The organism is Phycisphaera sp., from assembly GCA_025916675.1.
GTDB lineage: Bacteria > Planctomycetota > Phycisphaerae > Phycisphaerales > UBA1924 > JAHCJI01.
In genome coordinates, this window is sequence record CP098402.1 from 3,518,317 (window position 1) to 3,540,861 (window position 22,545).

The 22,545-nt window shown below is 67.4% G+C and carries 22 protein-coding genes, 1 pseudogene and 1 riboswitch; of the genes and pseudogenes, 12 read left to right on the forward strand and 11 right to left on the reverse strand.

Translation table 11 applies throughout. The features are described from left to right. Positions 1 to 2 precede the first annotated feature (2 nt). Positions 3 to 1,472: an ABC transporter permease gene (locus tag NCW75_15090; protein UYV12604.1), complete on the forward strand. Its 1,470-nt coding sequence runs from the start codon at positions 3 to 5 to the stop codon at positions 1,470 to 1,472. Positions 1,473 to 1,479: 7 nt separating this feature from the next. On the opposite strand, the gene NCW75_15095 is transcribed toward NCW75_15090, so the two are convergent. From NCW75_15095 to sucD, 4 genes are all read right to left on the reverse strand, one after another. Then, on the reverse strand, positions 1,480 to 1,938 hold the full coding sequence (locus NCW75_15095) for a hypothetical protein (GenBank protein ID UYV12605.1): 459 nt from the start codon (positions 1,936 to 1,938) through the stop codon (positions 1,480 to 1,482). A 54-nt stretch (positions 1,939 to 1,992) separates the two neighbouring features. Then, positions 1,993 to 2,742, reverse strand: coding sequence for a hypothetical protein (locus NCW75_15100; protein ID UYV12606.1), 750 nt, complete (start codon positions 2,740 to 2,742; stop codon positions 1,993 to 1,995). 93 nt (positions 2,743 to 2,835) lie between these two features. After that, the gene (locus NCW75_15105; protein UYV12607.1) at positions 2,836 to 3,432 is read right to left on the reverse strand and encodes a hypothetical protein; all 597 of its coding nucleotides are present in this window, start codon (positions 3,430 to 3,432) and stop codon (positions 2,836 to 2,838) included. A gap of 90 nt (positions 3,433 to 3,522) precedes the next feature. Further along, the gene (sucD, locus tag NCW75_15110; protein ID UYV12608.1) at positions 3,523 to 4,530 is read right to left on the reverse strand and encodes a succinate--CoA ligase subunit alpha; all 1,008 of its coding nucleotides are present in this window, start codon (positions 4,528 to 4,530) and stop codon (positions 3,523 to 3,525) included. A gap of 87 nt (positions 4,531 to 4,617) precedes the next feature. Here sucD and NCW75_15115 point away from each other — a divergent pair, with 87 nt between their 5' ends. The 5 genes from NCW75_15115 (at position 4,618) to NCW75_15135 (ending at position 10,141) form a co-directional block, all read left to right on the forward strand. Continuing rightward, positions 4,618 to 5,790 (forward strand): major royal jelly family protein, encoded by a 1,173-nt coding sequence (locus NCW75_15115; protein UYV12609.1) that lies wholly within the window; start codon positions 4,618 to 4,620, stop codon positions 5,788 to 5,790. A gap of 39 nt (positions 5,791 to 5,829) precedes the next feature. Continuing rightward, complete coding sequence (locus NCW75_15120) at positions 5,830 to 6,552, forward strand: hypothetical protein (protein ID UYV12610.1); 723 nt, start codon at positions 5,830 to 5,832, stop codon at positions 6,550 to 6,552. Positions 6,553 to 6,585: 33 nt separating this feature from the next. Further along, positions 6,586 to 7,299 carry a hypothetical protein gene (locus tag NCW75_15125; GenBank protein UYV12611.1) on the forward strand — a complete coding sequence of 238 codons (714 nt, stop codon included), beginning with the start codon at positions 6,586 to 6,588 and terminating at the stop codon, positions 7,297 to 7,299. 485 nt (positions 7,300 to 7,784) lie between these two features. Next, positions 7,785 to 9,074, forward strand: a complete 1,290-nt coding sequence (locus tag NCW75_15130; GenBank protein UYV12612.1) for a hypothetical protein — start codon at positions 7,785 to 7,787, stop codon at positions 9,072 to 9,074. A gap of 59 nt (positions 9,075 to 9,133) precedes the next feature. Beyond that, the gene (locus NCW75_15135; GenBank protein UYV12613.1) at positions 9,134 to 10,141 is read left to right on the forward strand and encodes a hypothetical protein; all 1,008 of its coding nucleotides are present in this window, start codon (positions 9,134 to 9,136) and stop codon (positions 10,139 to 10,141) included. A 68-nt stretch (positions 10,142 to 10,209) separates the two neighbouring features. Here the strand turns inward: NCW75_15135 and NCW75_15140 are convergent, their stop codons facing one another. Together NCW75_15140 and NCW75_15145 are read right to left on the reverse strand one after the other, a co-directional pair. Further along, positions 10,210 to 11,193 (reverse strand): fatty acid desaturase, encoded by a 984-nt coding sequence (locus NCW75_15140; protein ID UYV12614.1) that lies wholly within the window; start codon positions 11,191 to 11,193, stop codon positions 10,210 to 10,212. Positions 11,194 to 11,436: 243 nt separating this feature from the next. Continuing rightward, positions 11,437 to 11,622: pseudogene (locus NCW75_15145) on the reverse strand (RNA-binding protein). Positions 11,623 to 11,857: 235 nt separating this feature from the next. Here NCW75_15145 and NCW75_15150 point away from each other — a divergent pair. The 5 genes from NCW75_15150 to NCW75_15170 all read left to right on the forward strand — a co-directional run bounded on the left by NCW75_15150 (position 11,858) and on the right by NCW75_15170 (position 14,560). Continuing rightward, positions 11,858 to 12,982 (forward strand): ATP-binding protein, encoded by a 1,125-nt coding sequence (locus NCW75_15150; protein ID UYV12615.1) that lies wholly within the window; start codon positions 11,858 to 11,860, stop codon positions 12,980 to 12,982. Positions 12,983 to 13,001: 19 nt separating this feature from the next. Next, entirely contained in the window at positions 13,002 to 13,295 is a 294-nt protein-coding gene (locus tag NCW75_15155; protein UYV12616.1) for a hypothetical protein, read from the forward strand. Positions 13,296 to 13,361: 66 nt separating this feature from the next. Beyond that, the gene (locus NCW75_15160) at positions 13,362 to 13,724 is read left to right on the forward strand and encodes a hypothetical protein (protein ID UYV12617.1); all 363 of its coding nucleotides are present in this window, start codon (positions 13,362 to 13,364) and stop codon (positions 13,722 to 13,724) included. Between the two features lie 3 nt (positions 13,725 to 13,727). After that, positions 13,728 to 14,126 (forward strand): hypothetical protein, encoded by a 399-nt coding sequence (locus NCW75_15165; protein UYV12618.1) that lies wholly within the window; start codon positions 13,728 to 13,730, stop codon positions 14,124 to 14,126. Next, positions 14,123 to 14,560 (forward strand): globin, encoded by a 438-nt coding sequence (locus tag NCW75_15170; protein ID UYV12619.1) that lies wholly within the window; start codon positions 14,123 to 14,125, stop codon positions 14,558 to 14,560. The genes NCW75_15165 and NCW75_15170 overlap by 4 nt, the downstream gene beginning before the upstream one ends. Here the strand turns inward: NCW75_15170 and rsmA are convergent. Then, positions 14,540 to 15,364: a 16S rRNA (adenine(1518)-N(6)/adenine(1519)-N(6))-dimethyltransferase RsmA gene (rsmA, locus tag NCW75_15175; GenBank protein ID UYV12620.1), complete on the reverse strand. Its 825-nt coding sequence runs from the start codon at positions 15,362 to 15,364 to the stop codon at positions 14,540 to 14,542. The two genes, NCW75_15170 and rsmA, sit on opposite strands and share 21 nt — an antisense overlap. A gap of 4 nt (positions 15,365 to 15,368) precedes the next feature. After that, on the reverse strand, positions 15,369 to 16,250 hold the full coding sequence (locus NCW75_15180) for an HAD hydrolase family protein (protein ID UYV12621.1): 882 nt from the start codon (positions 16,248 to 16,250) through the stop codon (positions 15,369 to 15,371). Between the two features lie 60 nt (positions 16,251 to 16,310). Here NCW75_15180 and NCW75_15185 point away from each other — a divergent pair, with 60 nt between their 5' ends. Then, on the forward strand, positions 16,311 to 17,855 hold the full coding sequence (locus tag NCW75_15185) for a glycosyltransferase (GenBank protein UYV12622.1): 1,545 nt from the start codon (positions 16,311 to 16,313) through the stop codon (positions 17,853 to 17,855). A 314-nt stretch (positions 17,856 to 18,169) separates the two neighbouring features. On the opposite strand, the gene thiC is transcribed toward NCW75_15185, so the two are convergent. From thiC to rny, 3 genes are all read right to left on the reverse strand, one after another. After that, complete coding sequence (thiC, locus tag NCW75_15190) at positions 18,170 to 20,083, reverse strand: phosphomethylpyrimidine synthase ThiC (protein UYV12623.1); 1,914 nt, start codon at positions 20,081 to 20,083, stop codon at positions 18,170 to 18,172. Then, positions 20,073 to 20,174: riboswitch (TPP riboswitch) on the reverse strand. (Overlaps the previous gene by 11 nt.) 30 nt (positions 20,175 to 20,204) lie before the next feature. After that, a complete protein-coding gene (locus NCW75_15195; GenBank protein ID UYV12624.1) occupies positions 20,205 to 20,714 on the reverse strand; it encodes a DinB family protein in 510 nt (169 codons plus the stop codon). Continuing rightward, positions 20,711 to 22,273 (reverse strand): ribonuclease Y, encoded by a 1,563-nt coding sequence (gene rny / locus NCW75_15200; GenBank protein UYV12625.1) that lies wholly within the window; start codon positions 22,271 to 22,273, stop codon positions 20,711 to 20,713. Before rny ends, NCW75_15195 begins: the two co-directional genes overlap by 4 nt. Positions 22,274 to 22,545: the final 272 nt, after the last annotated feature.

Below are 22,545 nucleotides of genomic sequence, written 5' to 3' on the forward strand. Positions count from 1 at the left end.
CCATGGCCAAGGCCGACAAGAACCAGCCCAACGCCGAGGCAAAGGCCGTCCCCGCGATGGCCGCGCCGCCCGTGGAGCGTGACAACCCGCTCACGCGCTCGTGGGCGGGCATGGCGGGCATGGGGTTTCTGGCGGTCACGCTGGCGGTGTGCCTGCTGGGCTTGTTCTTTACGCTTGGCGATGCGCCAAACAGCTACCCCGGTGTGAGTGAGGGTGCATCCGTCGAACGCTACAACGCGGGCAGCGCCGAGTATGGTCGCTTGCCCCCATGGTGGGCGGTGAGCGACGAGAGCGCGGTGAAGCTCAACGGGCTGGTTCCCGCCGAAACGGTCGATGAGATCGCCGCGCAGCATGGCGTGACCGATCGCCAGGCCCTGCAAGCGACCGATGGTGATGTTGCCGAGGCCATGCAAGAGCACTGGCCTTATCAGGGCAACCGCCTGGCCATGGTGCTGGGCACCGACGTGCTGGGGCGCAGCTTGCTGTATCGCGTGATGACCGGCGGGGGCATCTCGCTTGGGATCGGTCTGAGCGCCGCGCTCATCAGCGTCATCATCGGTACGCTGTACGGTGCCATCGCCGGCTACGCGGGCGGCAAGGCCGATGCGGCCATGATGCGCATCGTCGACGTGCTCTTTGGCCTGCCGTACATCCTGCTCGTGGTGCTGCTGGCGGTCGCCAGCGACGCCGCGATCGATGAGTATGTGACCCAGCAAAAGGCACGCCAGAGCTGGACCACGCGGCAGGCGAAGATCCTGGCCAGCGAGGACGGCTCGCCGGCTTCGAGCCGGGAGATCGACGTGTGGCGCGGCGAGCCGTACGAACCGGATTCGCCCCTGGGCGCCGTAGCGGTCAATCTGGATATGACCGGTGTCGTGGCGGATGTCGTCGCCGCGACCCAAGAGGCCCGTGCCGCCGCGACGACCGAGGACGCTCCCGACGCCATCGTGCTGACCAATGGCACGGTCATCGACGCCATGGCCCTGAAGGCGCGGGAGCCTCGGCAACTCCAGGAAAGCACACGGCTCGTGCTCGACCTGGTCGTGTTGCTCGTCGCCATCGGCGGGGTGAGCTGGCTGACGATGGCGCGTGTGATCCGGGGCCAGGTGCTGAGCCTGAAGAACCTGCCCTTCATCGAGGCCGCCCGGAGCGCGGGCGCGCCCACGCGCCGCATCTTCATCGTGCACCTGCTGCCCAATCTGCTCGGGCCGATCATCGTGTACGCCACGCTCACCGTGCCGCTGGCGATCTTGCAGGAATCGTTCCTGAGCTTCCTTGGCATCGGTGTGAAGCCGCCGCTGCCGAGCTGGGGCAATCTGGCCGCCGATGGGTTGAACGAGTTGAACCCCTACGAGAGCTTGTGGTGGCTCATCCTGTTCCCGTGCCTGCTGCTCGGGGCCACGCTGCTGGCGCTGAACTTCGTGGGCGAGGGATTGCGCGAGGCGTTCGATCCGAAGCGTGGGCGGCGGTAGGCCGCCGCTACGCTGTCGCGAGCACTACGCCAAGCAAGCCCAGAAACGGCAACAGGTGGACCGTCCACGCCAGCACCGCCCAGCAGCGTTGCGTGCCGGGCGCGAATGCCAGGAAGCGGCGTCGGAAGACGAGCAACGCGATAGCGAAAGTCCCGCTGGCCAGGCCGATGACGGTGAGCAGGTACAGCATGGGCGGTGGGCCCGTGCCCGCGCCGCCGGGGGCCGCTGCCACGGTCACGATGAGCGAGCCGAGAGCCAGCCCCGCCATGCCGCTGAACATGAACGGCGCCAGCGTCGCGATGTAGAGGCCGATGCGTACGCCCGTGACGCCCACGGTGAGCTCGAGTGTGTGCTGGCACTCGGGGCACGTGGGCACGGTGAGGTTGCGAAGGTTGTAGCCGCACACCGGGCACGGTGCGTCGTGGTCCCGCAGGAAGTCGAGCAGGCGATCCGTGTTCGGGCTCATGCGGATAGATACACCAATCCGAGCCGCGCGGTTCGACCGGACGCAGCGAACCGGTCATTGATCATCCGCGCGTGCCGCCGCCAGCTTTCTGGCCCACTTCATAGGCACCATGATCGCGCTCAGCGGGCCAGCGAGGAGCCAGAGCGTAAGCCCCAGCACCGCAATGGCCATGGTCGGCAGGAGCGCTCCGACAAATTCGACGCTGCCCGAGTACCCCTCCCGCACGTCCACCAGCACGAAACGCATCATCGGGATCAACGCCAGCGTCACGATCCCGACGGCCACAACACGTGTGAGCACGAACGCGGCCAGCCGCGCCACGAGCACGCGCTCGATGGGTGGCACACCGAGTTCGGGCAGGGCCGGGTTCGCCTCATAGCCGCACTCGGTGCATCGGCCGCGGTCGAGGCTGGTGAGCTCGAACTTGCACATCGGGCAGGCGACCGGCCCCACGCGCGACCGCACGAGCACCCGTCCAAGCAGGCCGCCGAAGAGCACCATGCCGCCACCGACCAGCACCATGTATGCCGCCAGCGCGAGGCGCGGCCAGTAATACTCCATCCACCACAGGTCGCCGTCGTCGATGCCCTCGATGAGCCACCAGCCGACGGGCAGCACGCTGAAGACCACCAAACCCATCCCCAGCAGTTGCACGATGGCGCCGAACAGCACGCGCAACCGCACGAGGTCGCCGGTGCGCACCTGGATGGCACGGAGGCGCGCGGGCAGTTCGGGATCGCGGCGTGGACCGGCAGCCGGCTCGGGCGGTATCGGTGGCGGATTGGTGTCGGGGGTGTCGGACATGAGGCATGCTATTGGACGCGCGCCACGCTCTGCTTGCGGATGGCGGCGAAGTCCGTATGAAATGCTGTTGTCGCCGGGGCAGGGTTTCGGGGCTCAGCGCCGCCGCCGGACCAGTGCCAGCGTGCCCAAGCCGAGCACGGTCGCCGTTCCCGGTGCGGGGAAGAAGATCACTGCCCGCCCCTCGGTCAGCCCGTCGAGGCGCGACTCGCTGCGGGCGCTGCCCATTTCGGGGTACACGTCGAAGCGTGTGGTCCGTGTTTCGATGTCCAAGATCGGCATGGCAAAGTCGGTCGGCGTAAAAGTCATCGACCAGAAGGCGATCGGGTTGGTGGAATCGGCGTAGATGCCCGCGGGCGGGAAGTTCAACTGGCCGGCAACGATGCCCTGGATACCCCCCGGGCCGAGCGAGCCCGAGCTGGTGCCCGGGCCATCCATGGGGGCGATGAGCGACAGGTCGCTGAACCCGCCACGGCCGGTGTTGTCGATGATCTCGGTGGCGATGCCCGCTATGGCGTAGTCGCCTGAGGGATAACTGGCGCTCATGGTGATGATGGTCGATTCGCCGGGGGCCAGCGTGGGGTTGGCTATGTCGATTTGGATAAATTGGGCGTGGGCGGCGGCGGCAAGACCAACTACCGATAAAACAACAAACGCGGGTCGAATAGTGCGGCTGGCAGTCTTCCTGGGCATGGGATACCTCCTCGATCGGGATCGATCGCGACCAGCATACCAGAAATGGTGCTCTCGCACAAGAGCAACTGAGCATCGCGCCAGGTTTGCCTAGACCGCCGCCAGTTCCAGCCCCATCGCCTTGGCCATCGCTTGCCCCATCTCGGCGGGGCTCTTGGAGACCGTGACGCCCGCGTCCTCGAGGGCCTTGATCTTGGCGCCGGCGGTGCCCTCGCCGCCGCTGATGATGGCACCGGCGTGGCCCATGCGCTTGCCGGGGGGCGCGGTCTGGCCGGCGATGAAGCCGGCGACGGGCTTGGTCACGTGCTCGCGGATGTAGCGGGCGGCGTCTTCCTCGTCGCTGCCGCCGATCTCGCCGATCATCAAAATACCATGCGTGTCGGGGTCGTTCTGGAACAGGCGCAGGCAGTCGACGTGGCTGAGCCCGCGGACGGGGTCTCCGCCGATGCCGATGCAGGTGCTCTGGGCGATGCCCAGTTGCGAGCACTGCCAGACGGCCTCGTAGGTCAGCGTGCCGCTGCGGCTGACGATGCCCACGGCCTTGCCGGTGGTGCAGGCGGGCTCGCTGATGTGCGTGTTGATGTAGCCCGGCATGATGCCGATCTTGCAGCCCGAGTTGGTGTAGGTGTCCTTGGCGCTGGTGCCCTCGCCGGTCTTGGGGCCGGGGGTGATGATGCCCGGGCAGTTGGGGCCGATGAGGGTGTACAGGTCCTGGGTGGGCGTGGCCTCGGCGCCGCGGGCGGCGATGTTCATCGTGTCGAGCGCCGCCCGCACGCGGACCATGTCGTGCACCGGCACGCCCTCGGTGATGCAGCAGATCAGCCGCAGCCCGGCGTCGGCGGCCTCCAGGATGGCGTCGCCCGCGAACGGCGGGGGCACGAAGATCATGGTCGCCGTGGCCCCTGTCGCGTCGACCGCCTGCTTGACCGTGTCGAAGATCGGCAGCCCGTTGTCGTCCTTGGTGCCGCCCTTGCCGGGGGTCACGCCGCCGACGAGCTGCGTGCCGTAGTGCAGGCAGCCCTTGGTGTGGACGGCCCCGAAGCTGCCGGTGATGCCCTGGCAGATGACCTTGGTTGTTGCGTCGACGAGAACGGCCATGGCCACCTCCGGTGGGGGGTTGTGCGGGTGCGGGAGATCCGGCCTTCCAGCGTAGGCCCCCAGGGGCGGGCTCTATACGCTTGGGCCATGCGACGAGCACTCCCAATCGTGGCCCTGCCCGCCCTGGCCCTGGCCCTCACGCTGCCCGGCTGCCACACGGCGCCGCATGCCGACGACCCGATCGGTGTGTCCCGGCAATACCGCCAGCCCGACTACATCGAGACCCGCCTGGAGCCCATCCTCATGAGCCCGGGCTTCCAGTGGACGGGCGTCGCGGCCACCGGCGACGGCCGGGTCTTCGTGAGCTTTCCCAACTGGGACGGGCCCTACCACGGCGCGGTCTTCGAGATCGTTGATGGCGTGCGGCGGGCGTACCCCGACGCGCAGTGGAACCGCTGGCCGCCGGCCGAGACCGACCTGGACCCCGATCCGGCGTTCCGCTTCGTGTGCGTGCAGAGCGTGTACGTGGACGCGAAGAATCGGCTTTGGGTGCTCGACCCGGCGAGCCCGAACATGGCCGGCGTGGTGTCCGGTGCGGCGAAACTGGTGGAGATTGACCTTGATACCGACCAGGTCGTGCGTGTGATCCGCTTCGACGAGACCGTTGCGCCAAAGCAGAGTTATCTGAACGACGTGCGTATCGATGCGGAACGCAACGTCGCGTTCATCACCGACTCTGGCCTGGGCGCGATCGTGGTGGTCGACCTCAACACCAATACGTCGCGCCGCGTGCTGGCCAACCACAAGAGTACCAAGGCCGAACGCGGCGTCGTCCCGATCGTCGGCGGCCGCGAGCTACGCGTGGGCCAGACCCCCGGCGGAGCCGTTCCCCAGATCCACGCCGACGGCATCGCGTACAACCCCGCGGACGACCACGTCTACTTCCAGGCGCTCACGGCCCGCACGCTGTACCGCGTGCCCGCGGGCGTGCTCGCCGACTTCGGTGCCCGCGAGTTCACGATCGCGGCGGCGGTCGAAGCCGTTGGCCCGAGCGTCGCCACCGATGGCATGGCCGCCGACTCGCGTGGCAACCTCTACTTCACCGCGCTGGAGGAGGACGCGATCGCCTACCGCACGCCCGATGGTGAATACCGCACGCTCGTCCAGAGCGACCACCTCGCTTGGCCCGACAGCCTGGCCGTCACGCCCGATGGCATCTACGCGACGACCAGCCGCATCCACCAGACCAAGAAGTTCAGCTTCGACGGGCTGATGCCCCGCGAGCCCTACGGCCTGTGGCGGGCGCCGCTGCCCGAGTAGCCCGCAACCCGGCGGGCCCCCCACCCGTACCACCCATCCATGCGGGCCGTGCGGTTCATCCTGGGGGCGATGGTCTACCTCGCGGTCGCGGCGGCCATCACGGTGGCCGGCGCCTGGGCCATCCACCAGGTCCACTTCCAGCGCCTGGCCGGGGCGGGCATCATGCTCGAGCTCACTGGCTCGCCCGCCGCCGGCCGCTTCACGCCCGAGCAATGGGACGCCCTGCGCCCGACGCCGGCGGGGCTGGATCAGCCTCGGGCCGTCACGATCATCCCCATCCGCCAGGGCGGCACGCGGCTGTGGGGGTGGCGTGGCCGGGCCAGTTACGCGCGAGTAGAGCAGGATCACGCGGGTGGCCGATCGATCGGCGTCGACCTGCTGGCCGAGTTCTCCGCTGGCTGGCCGATGCTCGCGATGCGGCACGCCGATCACGCGATGACGCCGCGGACTACGGCGAATTACACGTCCACCGCCTCGGCCCCGCCGGTGAGCTACCTCTACGGGCTCACGCTCTACCAGGGTGCCACACCGGGCACGACGGCGTTCGCCCGCGCCGCCCTGCCGCTGCGGCCGATCTGGCCGGGGTTCCTGGCGAACACGCTGCTCACCGCCGCGGGCCTGGCACTGCTGGTGCACGGGGCCCGGCCCATCCGCGTGCTCGTGCGGCGCTACCGCGGCCACTGCCCGGCCTGCGGGTACAACTTAGAGGGCCTGGAGCCGACCACCCCCTGCCCCGAGTGCGGCCGCGAGCCCGCCCCCTGATCGCGCTGGCCCCCCGGCCGGTACCCTGATCCCATGCGTTGGCGTCGGCTCGTGCGCACGGTGCTCGTCTACGCCCTGCTGGGGGCGGTGGCGACGGTGCTCTCGTCGTGGGCGATCCATTGCGCGCGTTTCAGCGCCGCGCGCTCGGTCTCGTCGTGGCCGGTCTACGCCCAAGCCGACCAGGACACCCTCGTGGCGGTGTGGAGCCGGTGGCGGCGCATTCCCGCATCGCTGGCCGACGCTCGCCCGGCGGACTTCTTTCCCCAGGAGTGGCAGCACCGCGTGGGGTTCGGGTGGCGGGCCGACCGAAACGTGGCCATGTTCTCCCACGGCGCGGGCCGGTCGCGCGTCGACACGTTCGAGACGCTCGAGTGGTTCGAGGCCGGCGTGCCAGTGCCGGCCATGCGCGTCGTCTCGCACGACGCCCGCTCGGTCGGACGGGGCACGGCCCCCGAGCCACTGGGCTCGCCGCGCCTGTCGCTGGGCCACGGGCTCGAGCTCTGGCGCGACCCCACCGCAACCACGCATAACCTCGACCGCTTCGCCCTCCCCCTGCTCCCACTCTGGCCCGGCTTCCTTCTCAACACCCTCTTCTACGCCGTTCTTACGTTCGCCCTGGTCCGCACCCCGCGCGTGCTGCGTCGGGCGCTGCGGCGGCGGCGCGGGCGGTGCGTTGGGTGTGGGTACGACCGGGACGGGCTCGACACCGACGCGGCGTGCCCGGAGTGCGGGGCGCGGGTGGCGTGATCGGTCGGGCGCGGGGTGTTCGGGTTGGTGCTTTGGGGGGTTACGTATGCTCGACGCTGCGGCGGGGCCGAAGACGGCCGCGCCTCCGCTGCGCTCCGTTGGGTTGTTCTTGGGCGCTCGCTGCGCTCCCTTGCGGCCTACCGGCCGGGCGGCCGGGGGCCGCCGCGCCGGGACATGCGCCCTGCGCCCGAAGACGGGCTGGTGCGGATGCCCCGTCGCCGAAGAGCCAACTCGCGCCCGCACGCACTGGGCTCTTGACGCCGAAGCATCCGCCGAGCGAGGTCTTCCGAGCGACAGCGCATGCGAGAGGCGCGGCCGCTTCAGCGGCCCGGGCGGTAGCCCGTCAAGCGAGCAACGCGATCGCCCAAGAACACCCGCTCCGCGTTCGACCCATGCCAGGCCGCATCGCGATGCCGGGGCCGCAACCGGGCGGGTCGCCTTCCCTATAACCCAATGCCGGGGGCACCGGCGGGAAGGGGATTCGCATGGGCACGAAGGCGTGGATGGCGGGGGCGGTCGGGCTGGCGATGGTGGCGGGGTGGCCAATGGGCGCTGGGGTTTGGCGTGCTGGCCCGGCGCTCGCGGCGGCCCAGGAGGCCCGCGGCACCGACCAGCAGACGGAGACCGAGGACGACGAGACGCTCCAGGAGATGATGGTCCTGAGCATCGATCGCGACTCGGCCCGGTCCTACGCCGCCCTGATGGGTCTGGACGATCTCCAGCGCGAGATGGCCCTGGACATGCACCGTGACTACCTGGAGCAATACCGCGACGCCGCGATGACCACGCGCGACGTGATGGAGCAGGCCGAAGACGCCGCCGGTGGCGACCCCGATGAGATGATGGAGCGCGTGCGCGACAGGATGCGCGTGGTGCTCGCTTTCCTTGACCGCAGCGTCGAACTCGGCGAGCAATACGTGGCCGACCTGGGCGCGCTGGCCATCGACGACACTCAGAACGAGGGCCACCGCCGCGTCGTGCGCGCGAGGCAGCGCGAGCTGGCCGTGGCGCTCGTGAGTGTCGACGGGGGCGAGCGTGCCGTCGATCTCGTGCGCATCGCGCGGGGGCTCGAGCCACCGCTGCGGCCAACAGACCAAGGGAGCTCCGCCGCAGACGTGCTGCTCGCCTATGAGCGTGAGCTCGAGCCCCTGTGCGGGCCGTTCGCGACCAAGACCTTCGACCGCTACCGCAGCATGGTCCGCTCGTTTATGGAAGGCGAGGCCGACGGCGACACCGAGAACGAGATGCAGGCCGCGATCGTGTCCATGGCCGAAACACTCAACGCGGCCGGCGACCGCTACGCTCGCCGGATTCTGAAGGTGCTGCCCGCGGAACGCCAGGCCGAGTGGGATCGGTCTTACAAGCTCGCCCGCTGGCCCGAGGTGTACGCGCCCAGCGAGGTCCACCGCACGCACGATGCCGCCGTGGAGCTTGAGGGGTTGACCGACGACCAGCTTGAGACGATCGCCGCCACCATGGCCCACTACACGCGAGAGGCCGAGGGCGCCAACCAGCGGTGGATCGGGGCGGTGCGGGACCTCGACGAGGCCAGGCGTGACCTGGGCCGGGACTCGACGCCCGACGACTGGGAGGCCTACCAGGCCAGGAACCAGGCGGTGCAGGCCGCCCGCGAGGCCCGCATGGCGATCGACGAGCGCTTCGCCGGGCGCATCCTCCAGATCCTCACGCCCGAGCAACGCGAAGCGATGCCCGCGGGCGCTGGCGGCGAGATCGACGTGGACGCCGTGTTGCGGGAGATGGGCGGGGGTGGGTGATGTGGCCGATTCCGAAGCCCGCCGTGGCCTGTGCCGTCGTCGCGTGTGCACACGCGTCCGTGGCAGCGCAGCAACTCCATTCGATCGATCGGGCCGATGTTCGGTACTATGCCGAGTTGCTCGAGCTGGATGCGCAACAGACCGAAGTGGCTATCGAGTTGCACCGCGAGTACGTGGCCGAGATGCGGCGTATTGGCAACGCGTTGCAGCAACGCTTCGCCCGGCACGCGACCGAGGGCCTGGAAGATATCAGGGAAGGCCGGCTCGGTTCGGCGTACACCAACGCCCTGATGCGGGCCACGGCCGGGGCCGACGAAGAACCGAGCGTGCTGGCACCGATCTCCATCGAGCACAAGCTGCTCGACGATATTCTTGCGTTGGCAATCACACCCGAGCAACGCGATGGTGTCGAGCGTGTGGAACGCGCCTGGTGCCGCGATCGTGCTTCGGCCCTGGAGAGCCCGTGGGGCGACTCGGCTGATGTTTCCGCCATGGTGCGCGCCGAGGGCCATTCGGATCTCGACGGCATCGAACCGATTCTGCTTGAGTACGAGGTGGAGATCTATCCGGTGCATCGGATGTTCCTTGACACGCAATCCGGTGATGTTCCCGCGAAAGCACCAGCGGATGGCGAGGTGCCCGCCTCGATGGGTTCGGCACAACTGCGGGCCAAGCGCATCAACACCGAGTATGCTACCCGGATCAAGGCTGCGCTACCCCTTGAACACCACGAGGCCTGGGATCGTGCCGTGCGAGAGGCCTTCTGGCCCGAGCCCTACGAGCGGAGTGGCCCGCAGAAGGTGCTCATGACGTTGCTGCGCGCGAGGAATCTCTCCGATGAAGAGCGTGCAGAACTGGAAGACATCCAGAGCCGCTACGAGAGACGCGCCAAGACGATCAACCGCACGTGGGCTCTCGCGATCGACGCCCATCTTCACGCCGATGCCGCCCAGGATTGGGCGAGCGCTAGGGAGGCCAACGAGACCATCGACGAGTGCCGCGAAGACCGGCGGCAACTCGATCGCGAGTTCGAGGGGATCCTGAGCGAGTTCGGCCGCAACCGATAGGGCCGGGTCAAGAAAACAAGCCCGCCGGACACGTCCGACGGGCTTGGGATTCGAACTCGAGATCACGCTCAGGCCGCGGCGGCCTTCTGCGCCATCCGTTCGGCACTGGGCACCTTCACGTCCCGCGCCAGCCCCAGCTTCTCCATGCCCTTGATGATGAGGTAGCTGCTGTCGAACTGCCACCATTTCAGCCCGTGGCGGGCGCTCGTCGGGAAGGCGTGGTGGTTGTTGTGCCAGCCCTCGCCGAGCGCCAGCACGCCCACGATGGCGTTGTTGCGGCTCTCGTCGTGGCTATCGAACGGGCGGGTGCCCCAGATGTGGCACACGCTGTTGACGCTCCAGGTAATGTGGTGGACCACCGCGATGCGGATGAGCCCGCCCCACACGAAGCCCAGGAACGCGCCCCACCAACTCATGGTGATCAGGCCACCGAGCACGGCCGGCAGGGCCAGGCTCAGGGCCATCCACACCAGGAACATGCTGCTGAGCCGGCGGATCAGCGGGTCGGCCTCGAGGTCGGGCACGTACTTCTTCAAGTCGCGGCGACCGCCGACGATCATCCAGCCCACGTGGCTCATGAAGAAGCCCTTGACGAGCCCCTTGAACCCCGAGCCGTGGCCGTGGGGCGAGTGGGGGTCGTGCTCGGCGTCGCTGTGCTGGTGGTGGCACCGGTGGTGGGCCACCCAGGTAATGATCGGCCCCTCGCTGGCCATCGATCCGAGGACCCCCAAGATGGTGGTCATGACCGGGCCGGTGCGAAAGGACTTATGCGTGAACAACCGGTGGTAACCGATCGTCACGCCAAAGCCGGTGACCAGGTAGAGCCCGGTCATCAGCCCAAGTTCGGTCCATCCCACCCCATGCCCCCACGAATAGGCGATAGCCCACACGAGCATGCACAGTGGCACCATGATAAAGATCAGATTCGCGATCCGCTGCCCAAGGGGCAGGGGGCCGTAATCTTCGGTCTCACGAGCCGCAGCGCGGGCTGTAGCCTGAGCCGTGGCGTCTCGACGGACGACCACAGGGGGCGTCGATGGGATGGTTGTCATAAGTTCCTTTGTTTCGGACAGTGGACCCGATGGTCTTTAGCGACGGCCCCAGCCACCGCCTCCGCCACCACCGCCGCCGCCACGGCCACCGCCGTAGCCGCCGCCACCACCGCCGCCTCGGCCACCGCCGAAGCCGCCGCGACCGCCGCCGCCACCCTCACGGGGCTTGGCTTCGTTGACCGTCAGGGGACGACCGCCGAAGTCCTTGCCGTTCAGGCCTTCCAGGGCGTTGCGGGCCGCGGCATCGTCGGTCATCTCGACAAAGCCGAAGCCACGGGGACGACCGGTTTCACGGTCCATGATCAGCGACACGCTTTCAACTTCGCCGAACTCACCAAAGAGTTCCTGGAGCGAGCCTTCGGACGTGTCATACGGGAGGTTACCAACATAGATCTTCACGATTCTGACTCCTGCCCTGAGAAAATACATCCGAGAGAGACCTTCAGGGCAAGTCGCATCGGAAGATCGCGGCCGGCGGTACCCCCGGGTCCGCCGCGCCAGAATCCAGTTCCAAGAGTAGCTACGCCCTATAGGACGATCCAGTTCGGTCAAGGGCGGCCGCCGGGGGGCCATACACTGCCCAGGGAGGGGCCTCCGGAGGCATTCTCCGTGAGGCGGGGGTCGGGTTGTCGCATACGCGACTTTTTCAGCGTTGGAGGCTTCGATGCGGGCCATTGTCACCGGGCAGATCGGGCTGGATAAGAAGGCCTACCTCGACGAGGTAGCCGCCTTCGCGGGCCAGCAGGGCGAGTCAATCGAACTGCTTAACGTGGGCGACATGATGTACGCCGAGGCCCCAGACGTCCGGCCCGGCCGCATCCTCGACCTGCCCCTGAGCCGCCTGCACTCGCTGCGGCGGGCGGCCTTCAAGGACGTCATCAGCGAAACCCGCGATGCGACCAACGTGCTGGTCAACACCCACGCGACCTTCCGCTGGCGGCACGGCCTGTTCAGCGCCTTCGACTTCGACCAGATTTCCAAGATGCGGCCCGACCTGTTCATCTGCCTGGTGGACAACATCGAGACCGTCCACGAGCGGCTGCACCGCGACCACGAGATCGACGCCACCATGAAGGACTGCATGGTCTGGCGCGAGGAAGAGCTGCTGGCCACCGAGCTCATGAGCCAGGCCGTGCCCGGCAGCGACTTCTACATCGTCAGTCGGGGCCGCCACGCCAGCACGGTGCGGACGATGTTCCGCCTGGTCTGCCGGCCCGAGATGCGCAAGGTCTACCCCAGCTTTCCGATGAGCCATGTGGTGGACATGCCCGAGGTCCTGGCCGAGATCGACGCCTTCCGGGCCAAGCTGGCCGAGCAGTTCATCACCTTTGACCCGGGCGACGTCGACGAGAAGCTGCTGCTGGATCGTGCGCTCGAGGCCGCCCGTCAGGGCCAGGAGTTCTTCGACCACGCGCCCCATAGCTTCGGCGGCGGCAAGGCCAGCACCAAGCCCCTACGCGTACGCACGAGAGAAGTCCTCGATATCGCCGGCGACATCGACGGCCAGATCTACATGCGAGACTTCAAGCTCATCGACCAGAGCGACATGATCGTCAGCTACATCCCCGAGCTGCCCGGCGGCATCCCGGGGCTCTCCAGCGGCGTCGAGCGCGAGCTCCAGCACGCCTGGGAGCACACCAAGGAGGTCTACGTCGTTTGGCGGCCGGCCAAGGCTCCCAGCCCCTTCATCACCGAGACGGCCACGCGGATCTTCTCGACGGTCGAGGAGGCCATCACCCACTTCGAGGAGTCGGGCATGTTCGCGCAGACGAACCTGTTCGGGCACTGAGCCGATGGGAGGTACACGTATGACCGACCCTGAGATGGCGATTCATATACAAAAACTACGATCGGTGGCGAGGCTGATCATCCGCATTAGCGCCTCGCTGTTAATCGGCTACGGAGTCATTCAAGCCGTCCTCGGTTTCACGCTCACGACCCCTCTGCGCGGCCGGTATGAGGCCATGGGCGCAGAAGGCATGCCTCCCTGGGACATATTCATCGTCGCGGCTTCGGCGTGTTTCGTCGTGATCGGGTTGCTGCTGTTTCTCTTTGAGCGGTGGATCATCCGTACCCTCGTTCCGGGCAAGCCCATTCGATAGGGTGCCGGCTACCGAAAGGCAGCGGTCATGGAGTCGAACATCTCCGATGGCATTTGGATCGGCAGAATGCGCATGGTGGCGCGGCTCGTGATTCGGGTCGGCAGCTTCGTGCTCTTCCTGCTGGCTGGCGAGACGCTGTTGTCGTGGGTGTACTACGCCGCGACGCCCGCGTTCGGCAACGTGCCCGGCCAAGTGACGGCCAGCTACCATTGGTGGTACGTTGCCATGGCGGCTTTGTATGGCGCGCCGGCGGCGTGCCTGTTAACGTTCGAGCCCGCGCTGTTGCGGTGGTTGGTCCCCAGCCCCGAACAACGCTGCCCGAGTTGTGGCTATCCGATCGCGGCAGAAACCGTGCCCGAGTTGTGCCCGGAGTGCGGCGTCCGGCTGAAAAACCAGCCGCTCGATGGCGGTTCTCGGAAGGACGATTGAGCCATGCCTACGCCAACTGCCCGAGAGGTCATTGCTCTGCGGTGGCGCGTGCGGATCGTGCTGCGGCTCGCCACGTTCGCTCTCACCCTCGTGTCGCTCGCCTGGGCCGCACTGCGTCTGCCCGATTTTCTCCGAATCCGCCGCTTCGCGGGCACGGGTTTTGCTCCGTCACCAGACCCGCTGGCCCTGGAGTGGTTCGCGTTTCCCGCCGCGATCTTCGCCGTGGCCGTGTTCATCGCGCTGGTTGCTCAGTTCGGCATCAAGATGATCGTTGAAGTACCCAAACCCAGTTGCCCAGGGTGCGGCTACGACCTGGGCAAACCCAGTGGGGACAAGTGCCCCGAGTGCGGCCTGCGCATCGGCGTCCCGCGTTCCTCATCGCGCGCCAACGATCCCGCGTGAGTGAACCCCCCCAAGACCAGGCAACCCCATACCAACGCCTCGGCACCGAAGGCTTCGACCGCCTCACCCGCGGCTTCTACGACGCTGTGCCGGGCGACGACATCCTCGGGCCCATGTACCGCCAGCATCTGGCACAAGAACATGGCGTTGATGGTGACGACGATGCCGCTATCGCGCCGTTCATGGAAGAGGCCCGTGTGCGGCTGCGGGACTTCCTGATCCAACGCTTCGGCGGGCCCACGACCTACAGCGACCAGCGAGGCCACCCCCGCCTGCGTATGCGGCACATGCCCTTCGCGATTGATCATGCTGCCGCCGAGCGGTGGCTCGAGGTCGTGTTCGCCTCGCTTGACGACATGGGCCTCGAGCCCGATCTCTACCGAGAGCTTCGCGTGTTCTTCACGCAGACGGCGTTATTCATGGTCAATCGCTGACGCAAGCCGGCAGAACGCCTGCAGCGAGACCTCCTCGGCCCGCATGTCGGGCGACACGCCCTCGGGCGGTTCGCGATCGCCTAGCAACTCGCGTAACGGCTTGGCGATGCGTTTGCGTCGCTGTTGGAACAATGCGCCGCAGACGGTGCTCAGCGCGTATGGGTCGCACATGGGCTCTGGCCGGCGACGGAGCACCAGCATCGAGCTATCGACCTGCGGCCTGGGCCAGAAGCACGCCGGCGGCAGGTGGGCGATCTTCTCGACGTCGCACACCGCCCGGGCAATCACCGAGATCGGCCCATACTCGCGGTTGCCCGGCGTCGCGAGCAGCCGGTCGCCGAGTTCCTTCTGGATGGTCACGCCGAGGATGGAGCACGTCGGGTAGTGCATGAGCAGTGTCGACATCAGCGGTGTTGCGCAGCCGTAGGGCAGGTTGGCGACGAGCCTGAACGGCTCGGCGCCGAGCCACTCGATAATCTGCGGGTTGAGCGCCCGCTTCCCTTCCAGGCAGTCGCCATGAATGAGCGTGAAGTTCTCGCGATCCCCAAGCCGTTCTTGGAGCAACCCGGCCAGCGCATCGTCAAGCTCGCACGACAGCACCTGCGCTCCGGTATCAACCAGGGCCTCGGTCAGCGTTCCAGTACCCGGGCCGACTTCGAGCACGCGAGAATCGACAGCAATCCCGCACGCTTTCACGAGCTTCAGGATCAGGTTCTGATCGGTCAGGAAGTTCTGCCCCAGCGATCGCTTGGGACGCAGGCCTCGTGATTCCAGCAGTTCCTTGATTTCCGCGAGCGTCTGCACGCGATCACCACTCGCCGTTCAGGATACGGTCGATGGCCAGCGCCACGCCGTGATTCGCGCACGTCTCGGACACGCGGTCGGCCTTGGCCTTCACGAAGTCGGGCGCTTCGCCCATCGCCACGCCCAATGCAGCGCCTTCGAGCATCTGCAGGTCGTTGGCCTGATCGCCGATGGCCGCGATGCGGTCGTGCGGCACGCCCAGCCGATCGGCCAGCCGCTGCAGGGCGCTCCACTTGTCGGCCTTCACGGGGAACACCTCGAGCACGTGCGGGGGTTCCGTATCCTCGGGCACATGGGTGCTCAGCGGGAAGGCATGAACCATCGCCACGCCCGCCAGCTCACGCGTGAGCAGCTCGCTCAGCCGGGCGACTTCGGCCGCGCTGCCCGAGGCCACGGCGCGGACGCTGGGCAGGTCGTGCAGCGGCCCGTCGCGGCTGACGCGATACTCCACCGCCGAGCCCTTGGCCTTCTGCTTGTCCATCCACAGCTCGAGCACGGGGTGCAGCCGCTCGCCCTCGTACAGCACGACGTAGTCGAAGCCCGCCTGATCGCGGTCCTTCTGGACCAGCACCGCGAGATCGTGCCCGCGGCTGAACTCGGCGACGCGATCGATGAGCACCGAGTCGAGGCTGAGCCCGTCGAGGGTCCGGCGCTCCCGGCCGCAGGCGATCTGCGCCCCGCCCGAGACCACCACCGGCTCGAGCTGCTCGATCGCGTCGAGCACCGCGTGGCACTCGCTCAGCACGCGCCCGGTGCAGATCGTCACGCCCACGCCCGCCCGCCGGGCACGTTGTACGGCCGCCAGATTCTCCCGGGACACCGCTCCCTGGCGGCCGACGAGGGTGCCGTCCAGGTCGATGGCGATGAGGTCGTAGCGTGATGGCATCGGGGCATCGTTGGCGCGCCCGGGTACGCAAACCGGCGTCGCATTGCCGATGCAGGGACAATGCCCGACGCGCCCGCCAATCCGTCCGTGCTCATCCCCATGCCCCAGGGCATGGGCGTCAACGGCGTGGTGAGCTGGGCCCTGCGGCTGGCCGGAACGCTCACCGAGCGTGGATGGCCCGTGGGCCTTGTGTTGCACAACGAGCCCGAGGGCCACGCGCCGGCGGGGCACCAGATCCCGCGAGGCGTACGCACGTTCGACCTTCGGCACCTGCCGCCCATGAGCCCGCCGGGCCAGCCGCTGGCACCCTTCACGCGGGCGTATCGCGAGGCCCTCGCCGAGCTTGGCTGGTCGCCGTGGAATCCCGCCGTCATGCTGCCCAATCTCGACGCCGGCACGTTCGCCATCGCCGCCGCCCTGAGCGCCACGCACGGCGACTACCTCCGCGTCGTCGGCTGGCAGCACAGCGACGTGCCCTTCGACACGGCATTGCTGACCACCTACGAGCCCATGCTCGCCGCGATGGTGGGGGTGAGCGCGCACATCACCGAGAATCTGCGCGAGGGACTCCCGTGGCGGGCGGATGGCATCCACAACATCCCCTGTGGCGTCGAAGTTGTCGAGGCACTGCCCGAGCGGGAGCCCGGCCCCATCCGCCTGCTCTACGCCGGCCGCCTCGAGCACGAGCAGAAACGCATCGGCGTGCTCCTCGAACTCGCCGAGGTGTTGCACGAGCGTGGCGTGCCACACGATCTGCGTTTCATCGGCGATGGCCCGGCCGCACGCGAGATCGAAGAACTGGCCAGGAAGCTCCCGAGCGTCCGGCATGTTCCGCCGGTCAACCGAAGCCAGATGCACGAGCACCTGGGCTGGGCCGACGCGATGCTGCTGTCGTCGCGCTACGAGGGGCTGAGCCTCTCCATGCTCGAAGCGATGGCGGCCGGCGTCGTGCCGATCGTGACGCGCGTCCGTTCTGGCGCATCGGAAGCGGTCGAGCACGGCGTGAGCGGCTGGCTCATCGATGGAGAAGGCGAAGACCCGGCTGTCGCTCGTCGCTTCGCCGACGTGATCGAGCAATTGGCCGGCGATGGATTGGCCAGCATGTGCTCGGCCGCCCACGCCCGCGCCGCGGAGCGGTACAGCCTTGGCACGCACGCCGACGCGTGCGCGCAACTCTTCCGCCAAGCCGTCGCCGGCGAGCCCCGCTGGTGGCCGCTCGACCGCCCCTGCACGTTCGGTGGCTCGGGCTCTGGCTCACCGACCGCCAGCGTGCCTCCCGACGCCGCCGAGCGTGCCGCCAAGGCCCTCGCCACCATCGAAGGCCCCATCGCCATCTACGGCGCGGGCCGCCACACGCTGGCCATCGCCGAGGTGCTTGCCAACGCCGACGTCGTGTGCGTGATCGACGACGACCCGAAGAACCACGGCAAGACGCTGTGGGGGTGGCCGGTGGTGGGGTTGGAGGATTGCCCGAGGGATGTGGTGGTGCTGGTGTCGTCCTTCATGCACCGGGATGGAATGGCTCGGCGCTGCCACGGCGTGGGTCTGAAGCCGCTTGTTCTCTACCAGGTTGCAAGAGACTCACTGTTGGAAGGACCACAATAAGGTGCGGTTCTCGGCGAAAGCAGGAAACGCGACTTGGCTCCACCAATCGTTCGGTATGTGCTCAAACTGAACGTGGACTTCGTTCTCAAGAGCCTCGAAACCGTCCATATCTTCCTGAACCTCGTAGTGTGATCCGTCCCGCAGCGCAAAGAGCAGGCAAATGCAATCGACCGTATAGCAATCAAGCTTGTATGCGTCGATCCTCACCACTTCGTTCCACGCGAACCCCTCGGCTCGCGCGCCTCGGACGATTCGAAGGCCGCCCTCGTCCAACTTGATGGAAGGCTTGGAGCGTCGCCGAAGCCAGAATCGCACTAGATCACCGAGTCGTGCTTAGGGATGTTGTGTGCCGGGGCGGTGTTGAGCTCGACCAGCGTCTCCTCCTGGATCTTCTTCGCGTCCTCGTCATCGACGTAATCGCTGTGGCACGCGGCCTTGCCATCGTCGTCGGCGGGCAGCGTGCCCTTCACCTTGCTGGCCAGCTTGTGGATCTCCTCGGGCTTGAGGTACCCGCGCTGTTCGAGGATGCGTTGCTGCTCCTCGCTGAGGGCGTCGCTCTTCACGGGCTTGCCGCGATCAAAACCCTCGGCCTTGCCCGACGCGAACTCCTGGATCTCCTTGCTGATGCGCACGCTGCACCAGTCGTGGCCGCACATGGCGCAGAAGTCGGTGTCGACGTCCAGGTCCTCGTCGTGGTACGCGCGGGCGGTATCGGTGTCGAAGGCCAGCTCGAAGTGCTTCTCCCAGTTCAGCGCGGCACGAGCCCGGGTCAGCTCGTCGTCCCAGTGCCGGCTGCCAGGGATGCCCAACGCCACGTCGGCGGCGTGCGCGGCGATCTTGTACGCCACGCAGCCCTCCTTCACGTCGCCCTTCTTGGGCAGGCCCAGGTGCTCCTTGGGCGTCACGTAGCACAGCATGCTCGCGCCGTGGTAGGCCGCGTTGGTCGCGCCGATGCAACTGGTGATGTGGTCGTAGCCCGGGAAGACGTCGGTCACCAGCGGCCCGAGCACGTAGAACGGCGCGCCGTGGCACAGCCGCCGCTGCAGCTTCATGTTGTACTCGATCTGGTCCAGCGGCACGTGCCCCGGCCCCTCGACCATGACCTGCACGCCGTGCCGCCAGGCCCGCTCGGTCAGCTCGCCGATGGTCTCCAATTCGGCCAGCTGCGCGTCATCGGTCGCGTCGGCCAGCCCGCCGGGCCGCATGCCGTCGCCGATCGAGAACGTTACGTCGTGGCGGCGCATCAGCTCGCAGATGTCATCCCACATCGTGTACATCAGGTTGTCGCGGTTCTTCTCGAGCATCCACTTGGCCAGCAGGCTGCCGCCGCGCGACACGATGCCGATGAGCCGGTTCTTGACGTACTTCAGGTCCTTCTTCCGTACGCCCGCGTGGATGGTGAAGTAATCCACGCCCTGCTTCGCCTGGTGCTCGAGGGTGTCCAGCACGATCTGCTCGTCCAGGTCGGTCAGCTTCCGCCCGATGATCATGCTGTAGATCGGCACAGTGCCGATGGGCACCGTCGAGTTCCGCAGGATCGCCTCGCGGCACTCGTCCAGGTCGCCGCCAGTGGACAGGTCCATTACCGTGTCGGCGCCCCACTTCTCGGCCCACCGCAGCTTCTCGACCTCCTCGTCGGTGCCGCTGGAGACCGGCGACGCGCCCATGTTGGCGTTCACCTTGGTCTTGCTCGCACGGCCGATGGCCATCGGGTCGAGGTTGTACTTGAGGTGCGTCAGGTTCGCGGGGATGACCATGCGCCCCGCCGCGACCTCGTCGCGCACTTGCTCCGGAGTGAGGTGCCCCTCACGCTCGGCCACGCGCCGCATCTGATCCGTGACCATGCCCAGCCGCGCGCTCTCGAGCTGGGTGATGGGCTCGAAGCCGTCGGGCGCAACGCACCGGATGAACTGCCCAACCGCATCCTGGTTATGCCCCGAGCACCCGCTCGCATGATCGCTCGCCGCTGCGATTGCCCAGCCCTCGGGCAGGAAGTCCCACGCGGTAAAAGGGCTCGCCTCGGGCATGTTCGGCGTGTCGGGCGAACTGAACGTCAGCGGCTTGCCGATCTCGGCCTTGTTCGCGAAGCTGCCCGGCGTCGTCACGCCGTCATCCCCCGGGTTGCCCGCGCCGCGCTTGGGCACGGCGAAGCGGGCGGTAGGGGTGTCCGCCTGCGGGTTGGCCGCCAGGCTCTGGACGTGCGATTGGTTGTTGTTGATGGTCGTCATAGCGCGTTCCCTCCGCCGGCATAACCCGGATCAGGTGGTGCGGGTGCGTCTCAGCCCCCACAGACAAGTGGGGGCGCCCCGAGCGAGTTGAATGATAGGTGGCCGCCCAGACCGAACTGGCCTACGGGAAGATCTCGGTATCCACCCAGTGCATGACGCTCCCCGTCGGCGGCTTCTCGACGCCCACGTGCCGGAGCATGTTGATCATCTGGGCCCGGTGGTGCATGCTGTGCGTGGTGACGTGGACCAGGATGTGGGCCCGCGTGAACCGCCGCGTCGAGTCGCCACGCGGCCGTTCGATGACTTCCTCAAGTGGGAATTGGTCCGCGATCGCGCCCCAGTCGTGGTGCAGTTCGGTGGTGAGTGCTTCGAGTTGCTCGATGGTGTACGGCCCTTCATCGGGCAGCCAAGCCCGCCGCGGACGGTTCGCGTACACGTCGGCCCACCCACGGAGCGCCCCCAGGTTGTGCTCGAACGTCGCGCGGATCGAACCTGGGCCCATCTCGAAGGGGCGGTCCAGTTGCTCGGGTGAGAGCCCACGCATTGCGGCGAGCAACTCGGCATCGGCTGACTTGCAATGGGCCAATAGGATTGCGAAAGCGTCGGTCTTGATGTTGCTCGGATCGATCATCGCGCGATCTCCACCGCTCGTGTTTCCCTCAGCACCGTCACCCGGATCTCCCCGGGGAACGTCATCTCGTCGGCCACCCGCTTGGCAATCTGCGTCGCCACGTAGTGCGCCTCGTCGTCGGTCACGCGCTTGGCGTCGACCATGACGCGCACCTTGCGCCCCGCCTGCACGGCGTACGCCTCGGTCACGCCCTTGTGCGCCAGCGCGATGTCCTGCAGGTCGTTCAGCCGCTGGATGTACAGCTCCATCGACTCACGCCGCGCCCCGGGCCGGGCACCGCTGAGCGCGTCGGCGGCCATCACGATGGGCGTGTAGAAGCTGGTCGAGGGGATGTCGCCGTGGTGCCCGCCGATGGCGTTGAGTACGGGCTCCTTCTCGCCGTAGCGCTTGGCGAAGTCCATGCCGATCTTGGGGTGCCCGCCCTCCATCTCGTGGTCCATGGCCTTGCCGATGTCGTGCAGGAAGCCGCACCGCCGCGCGAGCTTGCCATTGAGCCCGAGCTGGTCGGCGATGATCTGGCTGAAGGTCGCGACCTCGATGGAGTGCTGTAGCACGTTCTGGCCGTAGCTCGTGCGATAGTGCAGCTTGCCCATGGCCTCGATGACCTTGGCGTGCAGCCCGCCGATCTTGACCTCCATCTGCGCGTCTTTGCCGTGCTTGCGGATGCGCTCCTCGAATTCGGTCTTGACCTTCTCGACGGTTTCCTCGATGCGTGTGGGGTGCATCCGGCCGTCGGAGATCAGGCGTTCGAGGGCTTCGACCGCCACCGCCTGCCGAACCTTGTCGAAGCACGACACCGTAATCACGCCCGGCGTGTCGTCGACGATGATGTCCACACCGGTCATCTTCTCGATGGCGCGGATGTTGCGGCCCTCACGGCCGATGATGCGGCCCTTCATCTGGTCGTTCGGGATCGCGACCGACCGCACCAGGTGCTCGGTCGCGAAGTCGCCCGCGTACCGCTGGGCGGCTTGCAGCAGGATCTCGGTCGAGCGCTCCTTGGCTTGGGCCTCGGCTTCGTCGGTGATCTTCCTGGCCACCGCCGCCGCCTCGTGGCGTGAATCCTCGGCCACGCGTTCGATGTACGCCTCGCGAGCCTCCTCGACGCTCATGCCGGCGACCTCGGCGAGTGCCCGGGTCTGGCGGTCGATCAGCTTCTCAAGCTCGCCCGAGCGTTCCTCGAGCTTCTCGTCGCGATCGCGCATCTCGCGATCCCGCTTGTCGGCCTGCTTCTCGCGATCGGCCACCCGAGATTCGGCCTTATCAAGAGCCGAATCGCGCTTCGACAGTTCCTTGTCTTCCTGGCGTAGACGCTTGCGTTCGGTGTCGAGTTCGTCTTCCACTTCCCGAAGCCGCTGGTGCACCTGCTTCTCGGCATCGGCCTCCGCGCGGCTCTGAATGGCCTGCGCCTCGGTTCGTGCCTGTTCGGTGATCAGGTCGGCCTCACCCCGGGCGTGAGACAGCGTGCGCGCAATGATCCTCGCGTGCGCGAATAAGCCAATCACCCCACCGATAACCAAACCGGCGGCGATATACAAAATGGTCAGTGTGTCGGGCATCGCGTCGGCCTATCAGCATGCGTTCATTGCACGCGCGACCACACGGTTTCCCCGAATCGCTCACCCTACGTCGCAACCTCGGCTCTCCGGAGCTGCCGTCCTCTGTCGGATTGACGCCACCGGAGAGTCGGCGGCTTGCAACGGGGCGAGCGACCTGCGTCGGCGGCCCCGAGAGATCGGGTGATATTCGGCCCTGTCGGTCGAGCGTCAGCCGGGCATTCCCCAGCCGCTGGCAGTATAGCAGAACGCCCTGTAGATTATGACAACTTCAC

What these genes read in the sequence shown, in the direction of transcription:
- NCW75_15130 (UYV12612.1), top strand. Translation starts at nt 7,785, where the DNA reads ATGGGCACGAAGGCGTGGATGGCGGGGGCGGTCGGGCTGGCGATGGTG.
- NCW75_15155 (UYV12616.1), top strand. Translation starts at nt 13,002, where the DNA reads ATGACCGACCCTGAGATGGCGATTCATATACAAAAACTACGATCGGTG.
- rny (UYV12625.1), bottom strand. Translation starts at nt 22,273, where the DNA reads ATGCCCGACACACTGACCATTTTGTATATCGCCGCCGGTTTGGTTATC.
- NCW75_15095 (UYV12605.1), bottom strand. Translation starts at nt 1,938, where the DNA reads ATGAGCCCGAACACGGATCGCCTGCTCGACTTCCTGCGGGACCACGAC.
- thiC (UYV12623.1), bottom strand. Translation starts at nt 20,083, where the DNA reads ATGACGACCATCAACAACAACCAATCGCACGTCCAGAGCCTGGCGGCC.
- NCW75_15120 (UYV12610.1), top strand. Translation starts at nt 5,830, where the DNA reads ATGCGGGCCGTGCGGTTCATCCTGGGGGCGATGGTCTACCTCGCGGTC.
- NCW75_15195 (UYV12624.1), bottom strand. Translation starts at nt 20,714, where the DNA reads ATGATCGATCCGAGCAACATCAAGACCGACGCTTTCGCAATCCTATTG.
- NCW75_15180 (UYV12621.1), bottom strand. Translation starts at nt 16,250, where the DNA reads ATGCCATCACGCTACGACCTCATCGCCATCGACCTGGACGGCACCCTC.
- NCW75_15150 (UYV12615.1), top strand. Translation starts at nt 11,858, where the DNA reads ATGCGGGCCATTGTCACCGGGCAGATCGGGCTGGATAAGAAGGCCTAC.
- NCW75_15115 (UYV12609.1), top strand. Translation starts at nt 4,618, where the DNA reads ATGCGACGAGCACTCCCAATCGTGGCCCTGCCCGCCCTGGCCCTGGCC.
- NCW75_15165 (UYV12618.1), top strand. Translation starts at nt 13,728, where the DNA reads ATGCCTACGCCAACTGCCCGAGAGGTCATTGCTCTGCGGTGGCGCGTG.
- NCW75_15105 (UYV12607.1), bottom strand. Translation starts at nt 3,432, where the DNA reads ATGCCCAGGAAGACTGCCAGCCGCACTATTCGACCCGCGTTTGTTGTT.
- sucD (UYV12608.1), bottom strand. Translation starts at nt 4,530, where the DNA reads ATGGCCGTTCTCGTCGACGCAACAACCAAGGTCATCTGCCAGGGCATC.
- NCW75_15160 (UYV12617.1), top strand. Translation starts at nt 13,362, where the DNA reads ATGCGCATGGTGGCGCGGCTCGTGATTCGGGTCGGCAGCTTCGTGCTC.
- NCW75_15185 (UYV12622.1), top strand. Translation starts at nt 16,311, where the DNA reads ATGCCCGACGCGCCCGCCAATCCGTCCGTGCTCATCCCCATGCCCCAG.
- NCW75_15090 (UYV12604.1), top strand. Translation starts at nt 3, where the DNA reads ATGGCCAAGGCCGACAAGAACCAGCCCAACGCCGAGGCAAAGGCCGTC.
- NCW75_15100 (UYV12606.1), bottom strand. Translation starts at nt 2,742, where the DNA reads ATGTCCGACACCCCCGACACCAATCCGCCACCGATACCGCCCGAGCCG.
- NCW75_15140 (UYV12614.1), bottom strand. Translation starts at nt 11,193, where the DNA reads ATGACAACCATCCCATCGACGCCCCCTGTGGTCGTCCGTCGAGACGCC.
- NCW75_15125 (UYV12611.1), top strand. Translation starts at nt 6,586, where the DNA reads ATGCGTTGGCGTCGGCTCGTGCGCACGGTGCTCGTCTACGCCCTGCTG.